The sequence below is a fragment of the Paenibacillus sp. 2003 genome (assembly GCF_031455635.1).
Classification (GTDB): Bacteria; Bacillota; Bacilli; order Paenibacillales; family Paenibacillaceae; genus Paenibacillus; species Paenibacillus amylolyticus_B.
Map to the genome: position 1 here is coordinate 1 of NZ_JAVDTB010000010.1, position 18,040 is coordinate 18,040.

The following is an 18,040-nucleotide window of genomic DNA, read 5'->3' on the forward strand; positions in this document are numbered from 1 at the left end:
CTCTCCAATAAAGTATTGAAAAGAGCGATAAGCTCATTTTGAATCTGACGAGATTAAAAATCTCATTTGTGCTCCAGTTGATCCAAGCCAAGGCTTGTCTCAACTTTCGCGTTCATTCTGCAAGCAGAATGTTCACTCACTCGTTGTTCAGTTTTCAAAGATCAAACTTGTCTTGTTACCGAGCTTTGTTCTCCTCAGCAACTTTTATATCATAACACTTCCGATCCAACTTAGCAAGCTCTTTTTTTAAGTTTCTTTCGAAGCTTATTTGTTTTGCCTGCAGCACTTTGTTTCTCGTGTTTTTTTGGCCGGAAATAGAATATATCATATACACAACACAATTACCACTTGTAAAATATCCCATAGGTAAACTAATTATATATTTGATTCAATATCTTCATAATCTCTTTTTCCAATGGCAATATCCTCTTACTATAACCTAAATACACTCACCGGTCTAATCTATCTCAATACAGGTTGTGAACAGACTCATTCAGCATTATTACATTCGCTCTTTAAAACAAGAAACATAATACTTCTACTCAATAGCACTGCTATTTGTTATGTGGGTATCGAATCTAATAATTGAACTCCATAGGCTGTGGGCTAGATTGATTGTGTTTTCACTTTTTATACTATTACTCTCTGAACCTGCCCATCACTATCGTGTCGTGATACTGTCCTTCCGTGTGTCGCCGATCCTTTTTCAAAATACCTTCGATCTCGAAGCCACTCTTTTGGTATAACTCGATTGCCTTTTCATTAGATGCCAGCACGTTCAACGTCATCTTCTCTACACCAGTCTGGTCTGCCCATTCTATCGACTTCTCCAGCAAGTTCTTACCAATCCCATGTCCCCAGAACTCTCGGGCTACACACACGCCGAACTCAATCTTATGGCAAAAGCGCTTCAGCACTGTACCTTCACATCGGGAGTATCCCACAATCTCACCCGCTACTACAGCAACAAGGAACAGGTTCCGTGACTTCTCACCGTCCAAATGGATGATCCTCCTAAACCCGGCTGCGTCGATATACGCCTCGCCCTCTTCACGATCCATGTTCTCGGTTTCCCCATCGATTTGTACACGTAGTGAAGACAAGGCCTCAGCATCCTTTTCCTCTGCCGATCTAATGGAGTAAGATAAGCCTTTAATGTAATATTCCTGCTGATCGATCATCATAAGAACCATACCTCCTCTTCCGCTTTGTATAATTACTATACCTGTATCGCTCTACCCCACCTCAGACGGACTCTTGCCCGTAAGCATTTTGAACACTTGGCTGAAATACGTCGCATTACGGAACCCCGTCATCTCGCTCACCTCATATACCATGTAATGTCCCGACTGCAACAGTTCCAACGCCCTCTGAATCCGGTACCCGTTCAAATAACTCACGAAATTCTCACCGGTCACCCTTTTGAAAAGTTGACTCAGATACTTCGGATGTACGAACAGCCCCTTGGCTATCGCTTCAAAACTAATCTCTTCGGCGTAATGAAGCTCTACATACTGTTTCACCTGCTCTATCAGTTTATTGCTTTTCTTCTCACCCATCTCTTTGCGTATCTGTTCCAGCCAGTCGCAGATAATACGATCCATCCAATTTACCAGATCATGCAACGCATATTTCGATTGAATTTCACGCAGAAAATCACTCATCGCCAGAGGCGGCGTTAACATAGGATGAAGTCGGTTCCAGCTATGAATCAACGTGTCAAACAAACTGACGGCTACAACCTGTACATCCTGTATCCCAACACATTTCCCCTCTTTCAGCAAAAGGTAAATATGATGCCATACCTCTTCCGCCAGGTCAGGTCGAATATCCGCCCATGCCTCATTCCATTGATGAAGCAATAATGAATAATCGGTCACACTTGGTTCTGTTTCCTTCGATGCTTCATAGTGGTAGATACGACTTCCACCTTGAAACTCTGCTGTTTCCACCGCTTCCCTGCTCTCGAGATAGGAATCTATCACCTCACATGGGTGACTCTTGGATCTTCCGATTCCAGCACTCACTTCTATTTTCAGATACGTAAAGATCTGATCGATCATCCTCTCCACGAGTGGCAGGCATTCCTCCAGATGATCTTTATCTCCTAATAGAAGCAACACAAATACCTGATCCGAATAATCAACAATCTCTACCTGACCATTCATGCGCGCTGCTTGCTCCTTCACCGTCTCCTGAATAATATCGGCCGCCCCATAGCGGAGAAGCTGCCAATCCCGTTCTTTCATTCGTGTCAAAAATACGGGGCGATTCAGCTGCAGACTAATGGCGCGTGTCTGTGAGGACATATGAATGCCTATATAGTCCATGCGTTCTTTGGGCAGCTCGTCTGCCCGATATCGCGTAGTCAGCAGTTCGTGAAGAAATTGTTTGCGCAAATACGGAAGTACCCGTCCGACCTCCTGCTTGTACGTCTGCTCCAGCCGCTCATGCCGCTCTCGCACATCTTGTTCCAGTAACACCTCCCGCAGCACAGACTCAATCTCCTCAACCTCTGCCGGCTTCAGCAAAAAGTGATTCACCCCCCAGCGCATGGCTGCCCGGGCGTTCTCGAATTCGTCATATCCACTAAGAATGATGATCGGCAAGTGGGGATGATCACGTCGCAACGTCTGTGTGATCTCAAGCCCGGTCATCCCCGGTAGATAGACGTCAGTCATAACCACATCTGGATGCATGCGTTGAAACAGCTCCAGCGCATCCAAGCCATTGGATGCAGTGCCTGCAATGCTGAGGCCCAGAGAAGGCCAATCGATATGATCTGTTAATGCCTTTACAATATGAGGATCGTCATCAACAAGCATAATGGTCTTCATCATTTTTCACCGTCCAGCCATAGATTTAATTGCTCGTCGGTCTCAATACGCGGCAGCGTAATGGTCACTTCCACGCCACCTGACTCTCTATCGCTCAGTTGAACGCCATACCTCTTCCCACAATAAAGCTGAATGCGCTGATGTACATTCCGTACACCGATGCCACACGTCTCTTCGAGTTTCCACCCCTCCGGCAAACCCCGCCCATTATCCGTGATACGAATTACGATATCCTCATGCGGGCCAACCTCTTCGTGCATATGCACCTGAATTCGAAGTGTACCTTCTTCAGGGTGCCCGTGCATAACGGCATTTTCGATAAAGGGCTGCAAAATGATCTTGGGAATGTAACAACCACGAATATGCGGATCGATCTGCTCCTGATATTGAATGGAGAACGGTAGCCGCTCTGACTGGATGTTAACGTAGCAACGGGCATGTTCCAACTCATCACGAACCCGTATAAACAATCTCCCTCCACTCAGTCCGATCCGTAACAGCTTACTGAGCTGCACAATCATACGACTGATATCCTTGGCTTCATAATCAAGCGCGCGCCAGTGGATCATGTCGAGGGTATTGTATAGAAAATGGGGTTTGATCTGGGCCTCAAGCAAGCCCGTCTGGGCTTCACGCTTAGCCCGGCTCTCATCCTTCACCTGTTCCATCAGCGTCGTGAGCTGTGAAGCCATGTGATTGAAGCCATAAGCCAAATGGGCATATTCCTCCGTAAACGAAAGTTGGACCCGGGTATCGAAGTCCCCTTTCTCCAGTTGTCTCATTCGCTTGATCAATTGTCTCAGTGGGCGGATGATCTGCCTTACGAACAGGTACGCAAGCACAGCGGAGCATAATAGTCCCAGTATGGCGATGCCGAGAATCTGCCAGCCCGCATGCCTGACCGGAGATAACAGTGTGTACACCGGAATAGTCTGTACGAGTCGCCACTGAAGCATGGCTGGCCTGGAGTACAGCACCAATTGAGCACCTCCGGGTTGGCCGGAAACTACTTCGTATCCGTCTGCACCAGGATGGACATGTTCCTGAATCCATGCACTATCTATAATAGAAGAAGATGCATTTACAGCTCCACCCGTTTCTTGAATGGCACTCGCTTCATTCCTTCTATCCGCTCGTTCATTTTCCCCTGCTGGATCAGCTTTCCCCATCTCCATTACGACATTACCAGCCGTATCTACCAACAGGACTTTTCCATCAAGCACCATGGGCACATCGGCAAACCTGCGTACAATGTCCGCTCTACTCAGTCGAATGAGCACATAGGCAACCGTTCCGCCATGACTGTCGAAAATCCGTTGGGCGTATCCGACCAGGGATTGGCCCGATTCGTTCTCACGCAGCGGAACCCAAGCCGCATCGGCCTTTTCCAGCGTAGCAAACCAAGAGTCGTGTGCGATGGTGTCCACCGGAAATATGCGATCAGCCATAGTCACTGTCACTTCATTGAAGACATCCGTATACAGTTCGATGGAAGTGATACCTTCACTCACGACCATGGTATGATCCAGGATTCGAGAGACCTCTCTCCGCTGGTGAATCTGTGCAAGCCTGCCCGTATCGGCCTTTTCGAGCAGATTGGACAGTTCCCGATTGCTTGCCAAACCATATGCGGTTCCTGTTACCCCTGTGATGAAATCAAATCCCCGACGTGTACTTTCGTTCAGAAGAGCCAGACGTGCTTTGCTAATCTCGGCAAATGTGACCGCAGAGAAAGACTGATATGCCAGCCAGACAACAACCGAGACAAGCAACAGGTTAAACGCAATAAAGCAAGTCACCATCAACGTGGAGAGCTTGCTTTGTTGCAGCTTTTGATTAATGAATGAAGACCATCTGCCTTTCCTCATGGAAAAATCAACTCGTTTCGTCTTGGAATTACCCTTTGAGCCCAGAGGTCGCGATTCCTTCCACGAAGTACTTTTGACACACGATAAATACGATAAAACATGGCACCAGCGATAACACCGACATGGCAAACATCGGACCCCAATCAGATTGAGAACTGGAATCAAGGAACAAACGCAGACCCAGCGGCACGGTGTATTTGCTAACGTCACTCAAGTAGATCAACTGACTGAAGAAGTCGTCCCATGTCCACAAGAACGTAAAGATCATCGTGGTAACCAGTGCTGGAAACGCAAGTGGAATGATGATTTTGGTGTAAATTTTCACAGGACCGCATCCATCAATAGTGGCTGCCTCATCCAGCTCTTTGGGCAACCCCCGGAAAAACTGTACCATGAGAAAAATGAAGAAGGCGTCGGTCGCCAGCCATTTTGGCACCACAAGCGGAAGATACGTATTCACCCACTCCAGGTGGTTGAAAAGGATATACTGCGGGATCAGCGTCACATGATGGGGCAGCATGATCGTCATAAGCATCAGGCCAAAGCAGATGGCTTTGAAACGAAAATTCAGTCGGGCGAAGGCATACGCCGCCATAGAACAGGAGATGACATTGCCCAGCACGGCGCCAAGCGACAGGATGACAGAGTTGGTCAGGAAGCGGGAGAACGGATTCCCCTGAATACCGGACCAGCCATTCATGTAATTTTGCCAATTCCATTCCTGCGGCCAAAACCAGGTCTCTGTAAAGATCATATGTCCCGGTTTGAACGAGCTGCCCAGCATCCAGAGGATCGGGTAGAGCATGACAAAGGCGATGCCTGAGATCAACACATGTTTGCTGACGACCCATGCTGTAGAGTTTCGTTGTCCAATCATGATTTCCCACCATCCTCATAGTGCACCCACAGCTTGCTGCTGCGGAATACGAGCAATGTAAATACGCCAATCAGGATGACCAGCACCCAGGCCATCGCAGAAGCATAGCCCATCTGAAAGAATGAAAATCCTTTTTTGTACAGATACAGCGAATACATTAAGGTTGAGTTCACTGGCCCTCCGCTACCATTACTGATAACAAAAGCCTGCGTGAACGATTGAAAGGACGTAATCAGCTGCATGACGAGATTGAAGAAGATAACGGGTGACAGAATCGGCAACGTTATATAGAAGAATCTCCGCAGGGGGCCTGCACCATCTACCGCTGAGGCTTCATCATATTCGGGTGGAATCTGTTTCAAACCTGCCAGGAAAATAATCATGGATGATCCAAACTGCCATACGGATAACAGCACGATGGAGTACAGGGCATACTTCGGATTAGCGACCCAATCGGGCGCCTTAATGCCCACCATGGCAAGCACACTATTGAGCAGCCCGTCCCCACCCAGCATTTTACGCCACAACATTGCAATCGCAACGCTACCTCCAAGCAATGTCGGAATGTAATACACCGTCCGGTAAATACCGAGCCCTCGAATCCCCTTATTTAGCAACATGGCTACCAGCAGCGCAAAAATCAACTTGACCGGTACGGATACAGCGACATACGTGAAGGTGACTTTGAGCGACTGGGTGAACAGTTTATCCGATGTAAACATCGTCGTGTAGTTATCCAGACCGACCCAGGAAGGGGCGGCCAGGATACTATAATCGGTGAACGAAATGTACAAGGATACCAACATGGGACCAAGGGTTAGAAATAACAATCCGACAAGCCATGGGGCGAGGAACAGAAGCGCTGCTCCATTATGGGCATATCTCCGTTTGACCCGCCGGGTAGCTACACGCTCGTTTCGGGCTTGACTGACCTGTGATGTCGTCATCTTCGCAACCTCCCCGCAGAATTAGAAGTCTGGAACGGTTTCAATGCTTTATTGACTCGATCCAAGCGTAGCCTTGGCTCCTTCAATAAACTGGGCAATGACATCTGGCGTATCGCCTTGACCGAAGGCGATCTGCTCGCTTGCGCTCTTGAAACTTGTGTCCACTTCAGCAAATCCTTGCGGGTACGGTGGGTCTATCTCACTGGAATGCTTCGATACGGTGTCGATAAATTGGAAAATGACTTGCTCCGCTTCCGGTAGCGTTGGCTGCATCTGCTCGCGAATGCTTGAGTTAACCGGCACACCACGTTCAGAACCAAGAATAGCGGTCGCTTCTGGATCATTGACCATGAAATCAATGAACATGGCAACTTCCTTTGGATATTTGGTTTTGCCATAACCAGAGAGGAACTGGCCTGGCTTCAGGTATTCGCCAATTTGTTGCTCGTTAACACCATGCGGGAGCACCTGTATGCCAAGCTTATGATCCTGGTTTTTGTTCACCTGCTGGAATGTCAGCAATTGATTGGACCATGCAAAATCCATAGCAGCTGTACCCAGTGAGATCGGACGTGTCTCCAGCGCATTGGTTGTGGATGCTGTGATCTCTGCTGTGGTTACTCCACCATTCTCGCGTAGTGCGCTCCACATATCGAACCATTGCTGAAGCTCTTCGCTGGTAGCGGTCATTGTGCCACCGTCAAACAAACCTTTCCCGGATTGTCGGATAAACACTTCGAACATGTTGGTTGTACCGGAAATGTCTGCAGATCCATAGAACCCCTCACCTTTGGCTGCGGCAATCTTGGTCGCCATATCCCCAAAATCCTTCCATGTCCAGCTCTCTTGCGGTTCTTCAATACCTAATTCCTGAAATACGGTGGCGTCATAGATGACACCTGGCGCGTTTACTCCGAGGGTAATTGCGTATAATTTATCGTCAATGGATCCGGCTGTAATCATGCTCTGATCATGTTCCTCTGTCCGCAGCTCTTTGCTCTCTGCAAACGGGGTCAGGTCAAGCAAGGCCCCACGCCGGGCAAAGTCAGTCAGAAATGCGTAATCCATCTGGATGATATCTGGTGCATTTGAACCGGCTACCTGTGTAGTTAATTTGTCAAAATAACCATCCCAACCAGAGTATTCAGGTTTAATGGTGATTCCCGGATGTTTCTCTTCAAATAGTTGGATGACTTTGGTCGTCAGATCATGTCTGGTCTGTGATCCCCACCAGGTCATGCGCAGTTCAATCTTGCCTGAAGAGTCTCCTTCACTTCCACTTGCTTCGCCAGAAGAAGCTGGCTTATCCGTGGCTCCTCCCGAACAGGCTGTAGCGAACAATAACAGGGACAGGCAGAACAGGGTTACCCACTTTTTTGTAATCATCATAAATGAATTTCCTCCCCTTCTTGCATTAATGGAATCGCTTACAAAATATATTGTATCGGTCCATTGCTGCACATGACATAAACAAAAGTAAGCTTTCCTGTCAAAAAAGTAAGGAGTTACAGGAATCAAAAACCACCAGGAATGATATTCCCGGCGGTTCCGTTCCCGTATCGGTATGATTACGGGTATACATGCATGATACATTGAGAAGAAGATAGCGGGCTGATATGGAACAAAAGTATGAACATCTAATCATGGCATTTCTTTCTACGAGCCACTGGAATGTCCGAGCTCGATGTTCAGCTATAAAAATGTGTTTCCTGCGAATCTGTCAGGAATGTGACTGCAGGTGAAGACACCCTGTGCTCAGCCAGATGTTTCTTCATTTTTGCCACTTCGGTTCCTGCCAGCATCATAATGCCTATTCCGTGATTGTCATTGGTGACGGTACGCAAGTCCTGATCATAATACTCTGCTGTAAATGCATATCGTGATCCACTGCACACGCCATGGACATTCCCTTGACGATCAATCGCTTTGCAGATGAGTCCCTTCCAAGCCCGTTCGGCAGCTGTGACGTAAACTTCAGGGTCTTTGAACCAGCCAAAACGTACACCTCTCGCAAAACCATAGGCAAACATCGCCGTGCAGGAGGCTTCTTCATACGTCTGGGGAACATTCAATACCTGATGCCACAACCCGCTTTCCCCTTGAAGCGCTGCGTACCCTTCACACAGCTCATTAAAGAAATCTATTAAGGCTGGGCGCTCGGGATGCTCTGCCGGCAAAGCTTCCAGTACCTCCGTCAGGGAAAACAGTGTCCAACCATTTCCCCGTCCCCATGGAATCTGCGTTGCCTGTCCGTATTTGAAATCATACACATGGGACATGATCTTGAACTCAGGCATAAACAGATACTTCCGATACAGTGAAAATTGTCTGGCGGCTTCATCCAATGCGGTTGAGTTGCCTGTCACCCGGGCATAACGAACGAGAAACGGCGTGCTCATATAGAGGTCATCTGCCCACATGGTATTCTCGGCATACTCCCCTACACACGTGCGATAAAATGCACCATCCTCCTGCCGTTCCAAGCGGGAAAGCATGAAATCTGCAATCCGTTCAGCAATCGGAAGAAACGTTGGTTCATGACATTCTGAATACGCTTCCAGCATGGCCGATCCAAAAGAACCGCAGTTATCCAGCATTTTCAGCATGACCAATTGTTGATTAACTGCCGGGAAACCATACTGCTCCCGATCCCATAATGAGTACTCATACATCTGGGTACATGCCTGCACATGCTCAGCCGCATAACGTGTAATGTCCGGTCTCTGCAAATAACGCCCCGTCCGTAATAGACCATATACAGTGACACCCAATGGATAATCCCAGCGGCCATAATTGGTCACACTGCCCACGGTCCATTTGTTGCTTAACATGGCATTTTCATAATAAGGTCTGATCCAAGCATCCGGTCGATCTAAGCGCCAATACGTCTGTTCTAGACCCGTCTGGTACACTCGGTCCGTTCGAGTCAGATCCTGCAAATCCGGTTCAACCTCCGACTCAAAAGGTCCGACATATAACCAAGACTCTCCGGAAGCACCGTGCACACACTGAGGAAGTTCCAATGAAAGTGGCTTACCCGAAACGGTTGCATTCAAATTAAAATGCCAAGGTTTTGCCGTTTCGGTGCATTCAATTCGCACAAGCAGGTCACTCCGCCCAAAAGAGGCTGGTACATCCACCTCGAACGGACCCGCTTCCTTCACTTGCGCCACAGGCTTGCCGCCAATCCAAATACTCAGAGAACCGGAGGATTGGCCTGACAATCGCACCGTATTCCCGGTTGAATCGTTATTGTTCAGATGGGTCCAAGCATAAGCATGTTTTCCAGGAAGATTTCCGAATATTCGTTCGAAGGCTGGCTTGGTTTTATCTTCATCAGACCAGCCTGTCTCAGGCAACCAGTTTAAGCTGTAGTCAGCTTCTTTACCAAGCAGGTCTGGTTGCTTACTCGCGGCCGGGTTCGGTTGAGAGAATACCCACCCCGCTTGCCCCTGTCTCTCCTGGAATGGCGCAAATACGTTCAAAATGCGCACTTTACCTTCATCTGATCCAAACTGGCAGCCAAAGCCGGCAGGAGTGTTTTTCATTTCCAGCCAAATGGTGTTCCAACCAGGCTTGATATCGATGCTGAGCTTCACCGTTGCGTCGGGACTAATCTCATCCATTACGGTTGAGCGATAGACCATCTGCTCATTGAAATAGAAACGAACAGGCCCATAACAGCGGACCAGTACATCCAGGTTTCGGTCCTCGTCCCCCCAAACCAGTGCAGCTGCGTAAGATATGTGGTCTTTAGGTGCATCAGGAAAGCGTTTACCTAAATTCAGATCATAAAGCCCTTTTTCATTTTGCAAAATACCAGACTTCTGGAATACCCGATATACAAAATCAGCCTGCGCATTGGCTCCAATATATCTCTCGGCCAGCACCTTCAGCACCTGATCCTGATCTTCTCCAAATCGGTAAAATATGCTCTGCGGTTCACTGAAATAGGTCGTCATCGATGGCACACATCCTTCTCCCGTTGAAATAAAGTCTTATATTATAGCATTCATACCATCCACACTGGAGCACCAAACTAATATTTAGCAAAAAAAGTATAGCGCTTAACCTAGGTGGGTAATCCCCTTACCGGGAAATAGGTATGTCCCTTGGTTATCTTCTGAATAGCCGAATAATAATCCCAGTATAACTGACATGTTCTGTGGTGGCTACAGATTTTTGATTACGCTTACAAAAAATCAGGAAATTCGGTTTTCCCTTCGCAAATTACACCTTCATTGGGACATTAATTCAAAAAAACGGAAAAAGTTACCGATATAGAGACTATATAAGTTGAACTAATCATTTACACAGAAACGTAGAGGACAGAAAAAACCTGAAAAAGCGAAGCGTTCGCCTAAAAGCTTTCCGAAAGAAAGCTGCATCGTAAGCATACGCTATCACCGGATTTTTCCCTTGAGAAAAGGGAATCAAAAAATCTGGGGATAACAGCGATTGGAAGGTCATTCTGTCATCGGAGTGTACGTGTGAATATATCTTTAGTTCAACTTATATAGATTGAGAATTCCACTTTTTGTATCGGGAAGGAAAGATGCACATTGAATACTCTTGAATCTCTGGTAAATGCTATGCCTTTTGTTAGCCAAATGTTCCGTGACGACATATCCATATCCATTAATGATCATGAGAAAGTATTGTATTTTTCCGAAGCAAAAAGTCTGGAGATTGGCGTGAAGGTTGGAGATGAACTGCATGACGATTATAAAAATTTCAAAATGCTCACCAACAAGGAGACGCGTACTGTTGCACGTATGCCTGGTGATCTGCAAGGCAGACCTTTCGACTCCATCCTTATTCCCATTAAGGAAAACGATCAGGTCGTGGGTATATTGGGTGTGAACTACGCACTGGATAGTCACATGACACTGGAAACGCTGATCCGTGAAAATGAAACAACCATTAATGCTCTCGTCGGTGGCATTCAGCAGATTGCGGCACATTCCGAAGAACTCTCTGCGACCTCGGAAGAGATTCTACGCAACTCCAAAAAAGCTTCAGAGAACTCGGTCAGTGTAAGTAAAGTAACAAACGTCATTCGTGAAGTATCGGAACAAACCAATCTGCTTGGACTAAACGCCATGATAGAGGCAGCCCGTGTGGGCGATCAGGGAGCCGGATTCGGTGTCGTTGCCAGTGAAGTACGCAAGCTGTCCGACCATACGAAACAAGCAGCGGCTGATATCGAAACCTCCCTCGGTAGTGTACAGGATTCCATGAAACATATGGAGCAGGAGATCGGTCAGATTACAACCGCAACGGTGGATCAGGCCAAGCTTGTATCCGAGTTCATGGAAAGTATCGAACAGCTTAGCGAGACAAGCGCGAATCTGAAAAAGTTCGTACATCAGATGCTGGCGCTCGAATAGTAGGCCAGTTCCACAGCAGAAATAAAGAATGATATGAAATGTACATAGAAAATGATTTAGAATGTGAAAAGCCTCCGCTGACTTCCCTTTGCAGGAAGTCAGCGGAGGCTTTGTTTCGTGTTTGCGGTGATATCACCTTTATGGTTTATGGTCAAATGGCTGTTATATCTCTACAGCTACGCCAAAATGGTCGGACACGACCGGTCCATTTTTACCGTTCAAGACCACAGTGGAAGACTTGGCCTGAATCGGACGATTGGAGAAAATATAGTCGATCCGAAGATCGCGTTTGTTATCTGCCCAGCCAGCAATGGCCTTCACCACGGTTGCTCCTTCATCCTTTTGCAATGCGGTGGTGTACAGGTCATTCCAGCCTTTGCTCATCATATAATCATAGCCTTCTCCACGCACTTCCGCGACATTGTTGAAATCACCCATTATATATAACGGCTGATCCATGTAAGGGGCAAGCTTGCTCTCCGTCAAATCCCACTGTCCCTTGAACGGTTCCTGCGCATCATCCCACCAGTTATAGTGTCCGTTCACAAACCAGATTGCTTCACCTTGAACGACCGTCTGGATTCCCACAATCTTGCGTGTACGATAGTTGTTATAATCCCGCATGTGGGACACATATTCTCCAAAAGCCTGTGTGATCGGCGTCCGGCTAAGGATCGCCAGTCCTTCGTCGTATTTTTGAAACCCGACATGAGCGGGAATCCACGTCCAGTAATATTGCTCTGTCAGCTGCTGAAGCAGGACGTAGGCATAGTTGTCTTTTTTAATCACAGCGTCGGATTCAGTATCATAATACATCTTCAATTCTTCTTCAGAAAGCGCCGCTTCCTGCATGGATTGGTTGACCTCCTGCATGGAGATCACATCAAATTGATGTGTATTAATAAAATCAGCCAGTTGACTGATCTTGTTCAGTTGATCCTCTTCCGCCCAAGCGTGTGTGTTTAACGTAAGTATTTTCATATGCTCTCTCCTGTTGTGTGTAGTATGGCCGTTTCCCCGGCCTGCATCGTTCCTGATAGGAATACATACCATAAGCATACACAATATGGTGCATTCTTGCATGTCGGCCGCCAGCAGAACCGACGTGTTCATCCTGATTCCAGTTGGTATAAAATAACTTCAAATTCTTCATAACCCATGCACGGATTGGCTCATAACTGATATGATGGATACAACAAATTTACAACATCACATCACAGACGTGGTGATTACTGAACCTATGTTTACCCCAGGAGATGGAATGATGAACATACCAATTAACATGAGGATGGATGATGCGCAGTGGCAACAATTAATTCGGGAAGTTGCAGAGCATTTTAACAACCTGACGATCATGCGCGGATTCCAATATTATAAACAGAAACGTGTCGGACCATTAACCTATTCAGAACAACAAGGGATTTCGGCCGTTGTACAGGGATCGGAAGAATATGAGGTCACCCTGAGCATGCAATCCTTGTCTACAAGTCATTGTACCTGCCCGGTGAACTCCGTATGCAAACATATGACGGCTGTCTTGATGAGTTATGCCGAGCAACTGGAGCGACCTGTGCATGCCATTGTTAATGCACACTCCAGTACTGCGCTCAAACAAACGACGAAACCCGTCGGTGCCATGTCCGCAGGACGATCCAGCTATACAGATGCCGATGAACAGCAGGATACAGACATTCCGGACAACCAATACAGCCAGATCAAGGAACGTGCAACAGAGCTTGCTGATCTCGAAATCTCGGAATGGCATGAGCTATTCCACTCCTGTTTGAGACGGCTGGGTACAGGCACACCAAGCACATCCTACGTGCAGGAAGCAACGGACGAGTTATATGCCATTAAACCAAGGCTGACCGCTGCAATGGACCAGCTTTTTGAACTACATGTGCAGCTGCACCTCATCCGATTCTGCGTGCCTCCGGCTCGTAACTCCATCACGCATACCCCCGTGTACTTGAGCTACCCTGCCCAGCTCGCGGTGGATGCACTTCAGAAAGACATTGAACGGATCTTTAACCATCCGCTAGACCTGTCAGGTCTAGCGGGAAACAAGCTTGAACAACTTTGGAACAGACTGGCCGAAACCTCAGCTTATTTACGCAAACAGATGATGCCTGAGACAGCCAGCATGATGTTCTTCACTCCGATCTATCGACAACTGTGGTTGAACTGGATCGTACCTGAGCTGCAAGGGTCGCGGGACATGTTAGTGTCGGAACAGGCCATCTTAGATGATATAGAACGCAATATAACCGCCGCTTCGCCACCTTCCCAGTCAGGTGGAAGTGTCTTGGGTAGCGTTCAAAGTAATGGAAGTAGTATTGATAGACCAAGCAAAGCAGTGACACTGCCTTTACCACTGGTACTCGCGCAGAGCTGGATGTACTTCCATGTAGGGCAAGATGATCAGGCATGGCAGCGACTCATCCATGGAAGCTCGGCCTACGGTTTCCCGCCAGAACATCTGTTGCATTTTCTCCATGTACTCGCAGATTCGGCTGAATGGAAAAGGCTTGGGGATTGGTTGGTACAACTTGGCCCCCTTCTGGCGAATCGGCGTAATACACCTTTGAATGATTACATGCATCTGTGGGATACGGCCATTCAACATCTGCCCGATGCAGAGAACCGTATGTGGGACACGCTTGTCAGTATGCTTCCCCACTCCCGCCCCGCCTACGAGGATGCCATGCATTCGCGTGGACAGTGGCGCAGATGGATTGATTTTCAGCTGAGTACGGGAACGGAACCTCTCGAATTCCGCGTAGCGATGCTGCAACCAATCGAAAAAGATGCACCTGAGCTGCTGCTTCCCTTCTATCATCAGGCAGTGGAGCGTTATATCGGACACAAAAACAGGGACGGATACAAAGCAGCGGTGAAGCTGCTAAAACGTCTGTCCAAAATCTATAAAAAAATGAAGCAAGAAGCGCACTGGGAGCAATTCATCACCACACTTGCCGTTCGTAACAGTCGGCTGCGCGCCCTACAGGAAGAGCTTCGGAAAGGTAAACTGATCTCATGACCTTAATTCATCCTTACACTGAAACGATTGAGGTTCACGTCGCTTTAACCGGATATGGCGATGCTTTGTTTTACGGAGCACTCAACACACACCACTTTGTACCGGGACAGTCGCTTAAGCAGCGATTGTTCGCTTGGCATGCGCCTTCCTTCTACGGTACCGAACTGGAAGTTCGGCAGATTGAGGAGATTGAGCTGGTTGTTCTGCCTGCGGAAGAAGTGATTCCCTTCTTTGCCGAAATGCATACCCTGCTTCATATTGAATGGAAGTGGGACGAGCAAGCGGAATATCTGATTCGACTAGCTCCCGCGCTCGCAGCATCTATCGAAAAACGCAAATACGTACCTAGCTTCGAGGCCTACCGTGCAGGACAGCTTCAGTGGACCTGGGACCCGGATAGCTTGAAAAAGCAGGAGCGGGCATCGCTTACCAAGGCGATTCAACAGACCGACGAGAGTTATGCCGAAGGACTTGGGGCGGCCTACTCCGCCTTTGTGTTCCAGCGCTGGTACAGTTCGGAGGAAGCGGCAACCGATCTGCGACGTGAATTCCCGCAGTTATTCCCAGAACGTGGGATTCTACCCAAGACAGCCGGGATGGATGCTCAGTCCTGGCTCGTATCCATTGGCTGGAAAGCGGATGCCGCACCATTCAGACCCATGCTGCAGTTGCAGGAACCGGACGAGGATGAGCCATCTTGGCGGCTGCGACTGGTATTGCAGAACAAGCTGGATGCCGCTGTATTGGTGCCCGTCATGCTGGATTCACGGGGCCGGCTTGAAGGCGAATGGCCAGAGGTATGGACACCGTTCATTCTGGACCGCTCCCCCGGATGGCTGGATCAACTGCGTGCACATCTGCCGCGTCTCGGAAGCTCCATTAGCGGCAGGCGGGATGTGCTGAGTGACCCTTTGGGAGATCAGGAAGCCTGGCAGTTCCTGACGCAGGATAGCGGGCGGTTGCTCGCAGCGGGCTGGCAAGTTCTGCTGCCTGGTTGGTGGGAAGCAGCCCGTAAGAAGAAACCAAAGCTGCGTGCTAAGGTGCAACCGGAGGAAGGCAGTGAGCGGGGACAGTCATTCTTTGGACTGGACTCGATTATTCATTTTGACTGGCGCATTGCGATTGGTGACACGGATCTCAGCGAAGATGAGTTCGCCGATCTTGTGGCCCGTAATGAACGATTGGTTCGCTTCCGTGGAGAATGGGTTCCTCTTGACCCTGACCTGCTGGAACAGATACGTCGTGCCATGGGCGGTGTAGATCGGGAACAGGGACTCTCATTTCAGGATATTCTGCACCTGCATCTGCTGCATAATGAGCAACGGGAATATCGCAATCAGAAATGGAAGGAAGGACAACAAACCGAGGAAGAGCAGCAACCACAGGATGATCAGAACATTCGGCTGGAAGTAGAACTGAATGAGCACCTGAATCGGGTTATCGCACAACTGGGGGGTGGACAAGGTGGCGCGCCTTCTCTGCCCATTCCTACAGGACTTCATGCCGAGCTGCGATCGTATCAGAAGGAAGGTTTTGCATGGCTTGGTTTCCTGCGCAGATTCGGACTTGGGGCATGTCTTGCCGATGATATGGGTCTCGGGAAAACCATTCAGTTCATCACATATCTGTTACACATCAAGGATCATGAACCACGTAAGCCGGGACAAGCCCCGGTACTTCTGATCTGCCCAACCTCCGTACTGGGCAACTGGCAAAAGGAAATTAGCCGCTTTGCACCCTCCATTAATGTCAGTCTTCATTATGGCGCACGCCGATTAGGTGGAGAAGAATTCCGGGAGCAGACCGAGCAGGTGGATATTATTATCACGTCCTTTGCTACGGCTACACTGGATCAGGAGATGTTACAAACCTATACCTGGGCATGCATCTGTCTCGATGAGGCTCAGAATATCAAAAACGCCCAGACCAAACAGTCGCTGGCCGTCCGCAGTTTCCCGGCGAAACACCGCATCGCCATGACGGGTACGCCGATTGAAAATCGGCTGTCCGAGCTGTGGTCAATCTATGATTTTATCAATCCAGGATATCTGGGCAACGCCCGGGCATTCCAGACTCGCTTCATCAGTGCTATCGAAAAAGACAAAGATGAGCAGCGGATGCAGGATCTGCAGCAATTAGTGAAGCCGTTCATGCTGCGCCGCAAGAAAAAAGATCCCAATATCCAACTCGATCTGCCGGACAAAAACGAGATGAAGACCTATATTCACCTTACGGGCGAACAAAGTGCATTGTATGACCAGTCCGTGCAGGCCCTGATGGATAAAATGAAAGAGCTGGAAGGCATCAAGCGCAAAGGTGCTATTCTATCGGCGTTAACCCAGCTTAAACAGTTGTGTGATCACCCACTTCTGCTGACGAAAGAGGCTTTGCCGGAGGAACTACCCGAAGACGGCGCACTGACATCCTCTTATGACGTGTATAGCCCGCAGGATATGGCGATGTTGATCAGCCGCTCTGCGAAGCTGGAACGACTGATGGAGCTTGTCCGGGAATTAAGGGACGAGGGCGAGCGATGCCTGATTTTCACCCAGTACATCGGTATGGGACAGATGCTGCAACAGGTACTGCGTCAGGAGTTGCAAGAGCCTGTGCTATACCTGCACGGGGGCACATCCAAGACGGCAAGGGATCGCATGATTGAGGAATTCCAATCCCGTACACTGCCTGAGGACAAGCAACCGTCCGTCTTCATTCTGTCCATCAAGGCAGGCGGTGTGGGATTGAATCTGACCGCAGCCAATCATGTCTTCCATTTTGACCGCTGGTGGAACCCTGCTGTTGAGAATCAAGCCACCGACCGGGCTTACCGAATGGGCCAAACCAAAGATGTTCAGGTGCATAAATTCATCTCTCTTGGCACATTGGAGGAGCGGATCGACGAGATGTTGGAGAGCAAACAGCAGCTTAGTGATAACATCATCACAAGCTCCGAGAACTGGATTACCGAATTGTCGACAGACGAGTTGAAGGATCTGTTCACTCGGCGTCGTGACTGGTCTGGGTGACTTGAATTGAAATGAGAAATACAAAAAGAGCGAAGTATCGGAATTTGAGTTCCGG

Annotated in this window: 11 protein-coding genes; 3 read left to right on the plus strand and 8 right to left on the minus strand. The window is 48.4% G+C overall.

Annotated features, from left to right (window positions below; genetic code table 11):
* Positions 1-638 precede the first annotated feature (638 nt).
* From J2X75_RS26260 to J2X75_RS26290, 7 genes are all read right to left on the minus strand, one after another.
* The gene (locus J2X75_RS26260) at positions 639-1,184 is read right to left on the minus strand and encodes a GNAT family N-acetyltransferase (RefSeq protein WP_310341830.1); all 546 of its coding nucleotides are present in this window, start codon (positions 1,182-1,184) and stop codon (positions 639-641) included.
* 51 nt (positions 1,185-1,235) lie between these two features.
* Positions 1,236-2,840 (minus strand): response regulator, encoded by a 1,605-nt coding sequence (locus J2X75_RS26265; RefSeq protein WP_310341833.1) that lies wholly within the window; start codon positions 2,838-2,840, stop codon positions 1,236-1,238.
* Complete coding sequence (locus J2X75_RS26270; RefSeq protein ID WP_310341835.1) at positions 2,837-4,705, minus strand: cache domain-containing sensor histidine kinase; 1,869 nt, start codon at positions 4,703-4,705, stop codon at positions 2,837-2,839. Before J2X75_RS26270 ends, J2X75_RS26265 begins: the two co-directional genes overlap by 4 nt.
* Before the next feature lie 28 nt (positions 4,706-4,733).
* Entirely contained in the window at positions 4,734-5,582 is an 849-nt protein-coding gene (locus J2X75_RS26275) for a carbohydrate ABC transporter permease (RefSeq protein WP_036616400.1), read from the minus strand.
* A complete protein-coding gene (locus J2X75_RS26280; protein ID WP_310341839.1) occupies positions 5,579-6,529 on the minus strand; it encodes a carbohydrate ABC transporter permease in 951 nt (316 codons plus the stop codon). The genes J2X75_RS26275 and J2X75_RS26280 overlap by 4 nt, the downstream gene beginning before the upstream one ends.
* Positions 6,530-6,577: 48 nt before the next feature.
* Positions 6,578-7,918 (minus strand): ABC transporter substrate-binding protein, encoded by a 1,341-nt coding sequence (locus J2X75_RS26285; RefSeq protein ID WP_310341843.1) that lies wholly within the window; start codon positions 7,916-7,918, stop codon positions 6,578-6,580.
* A gap of 299 nt (positions 7,919-8,217) precedes the next feature.
* A complete protein-coding gene (locus J2X75_RS26290) occupies positions 8,218-10,491 on the minus strand; it encodes a glycoside hydrolase family 88/105 protein (RefSeq protein WP_310342151.1) in 2,274 nt (757 codons plus the stop codon).
* 600 nt (positions 10,492-11,091) lie between these two features.
* On the opposite strand from J2X75_RS26290, the gene J2X75_RS26295 reads away from it, so the two are divergent.
* On the plus strand, positions 11,092-11,919 hold the full coding sequence (locus J2X75_RS26295; RefSeq protein WP_091012155.1) for a methyl-accepting chemotaxis protein: 828 nt from the start codon (positions 11,092-11,094) through the stop codon (positions 11,917-11,919).
* 162 nt (positions 11,920-12,081) lie between these two features.
* Here the strand turns inward: J2X75_RS26295 and J2X75_RS26300 are convergent, their stop codons facing one another.
* Positions 12,082-12,900 (minus strand): endonuclease/exonuclease/phosphatase family protein, encoded by an 819-nt coding sequence (locus J2X75_RS26300; protein WP_310341848.1) that lies wholly within the window; start codon positions 12,898-12,900, stop codon positions 12,082-12,084.
* A gap of 280 nt (positions 12,901-13,180) precedes the next feature.
* Here J2X75_RS26300 and J2X75_RS26305 point away from each other — a divergent pair, with 280 nt between their 5' ends.
* Together J2X75_RS26305 and J2X75_RS26310 are read left to right on the plus strand one after the other, a co-directional pair.
* Positions 13,181-14,959, plus strand: a complete 1,779-nt coding sequence (locus J2X75_RS26305; RefSeq protein WP_310341852.1) for an SWIM zinc finger family protein — start codon at positions 13,181-13,183, stop codon at positions 14,957-14,959.
* A gap of 5 nt (positions 14,960-14,964) precedes the next feature.
* A complete protein-coding gene (locus J2X75_RS26310) occupies positions 14,965-17,985 on the plus strand; it encodes a DEAD/DEAH box helicase (RefSeq protein ID WP_310342153.1) in 3,021 nt (1,006 codons plus the stop codon).
* The last annotated feature ends 55 nt before the right edge of the window (positions 17,986-18,040 follow it).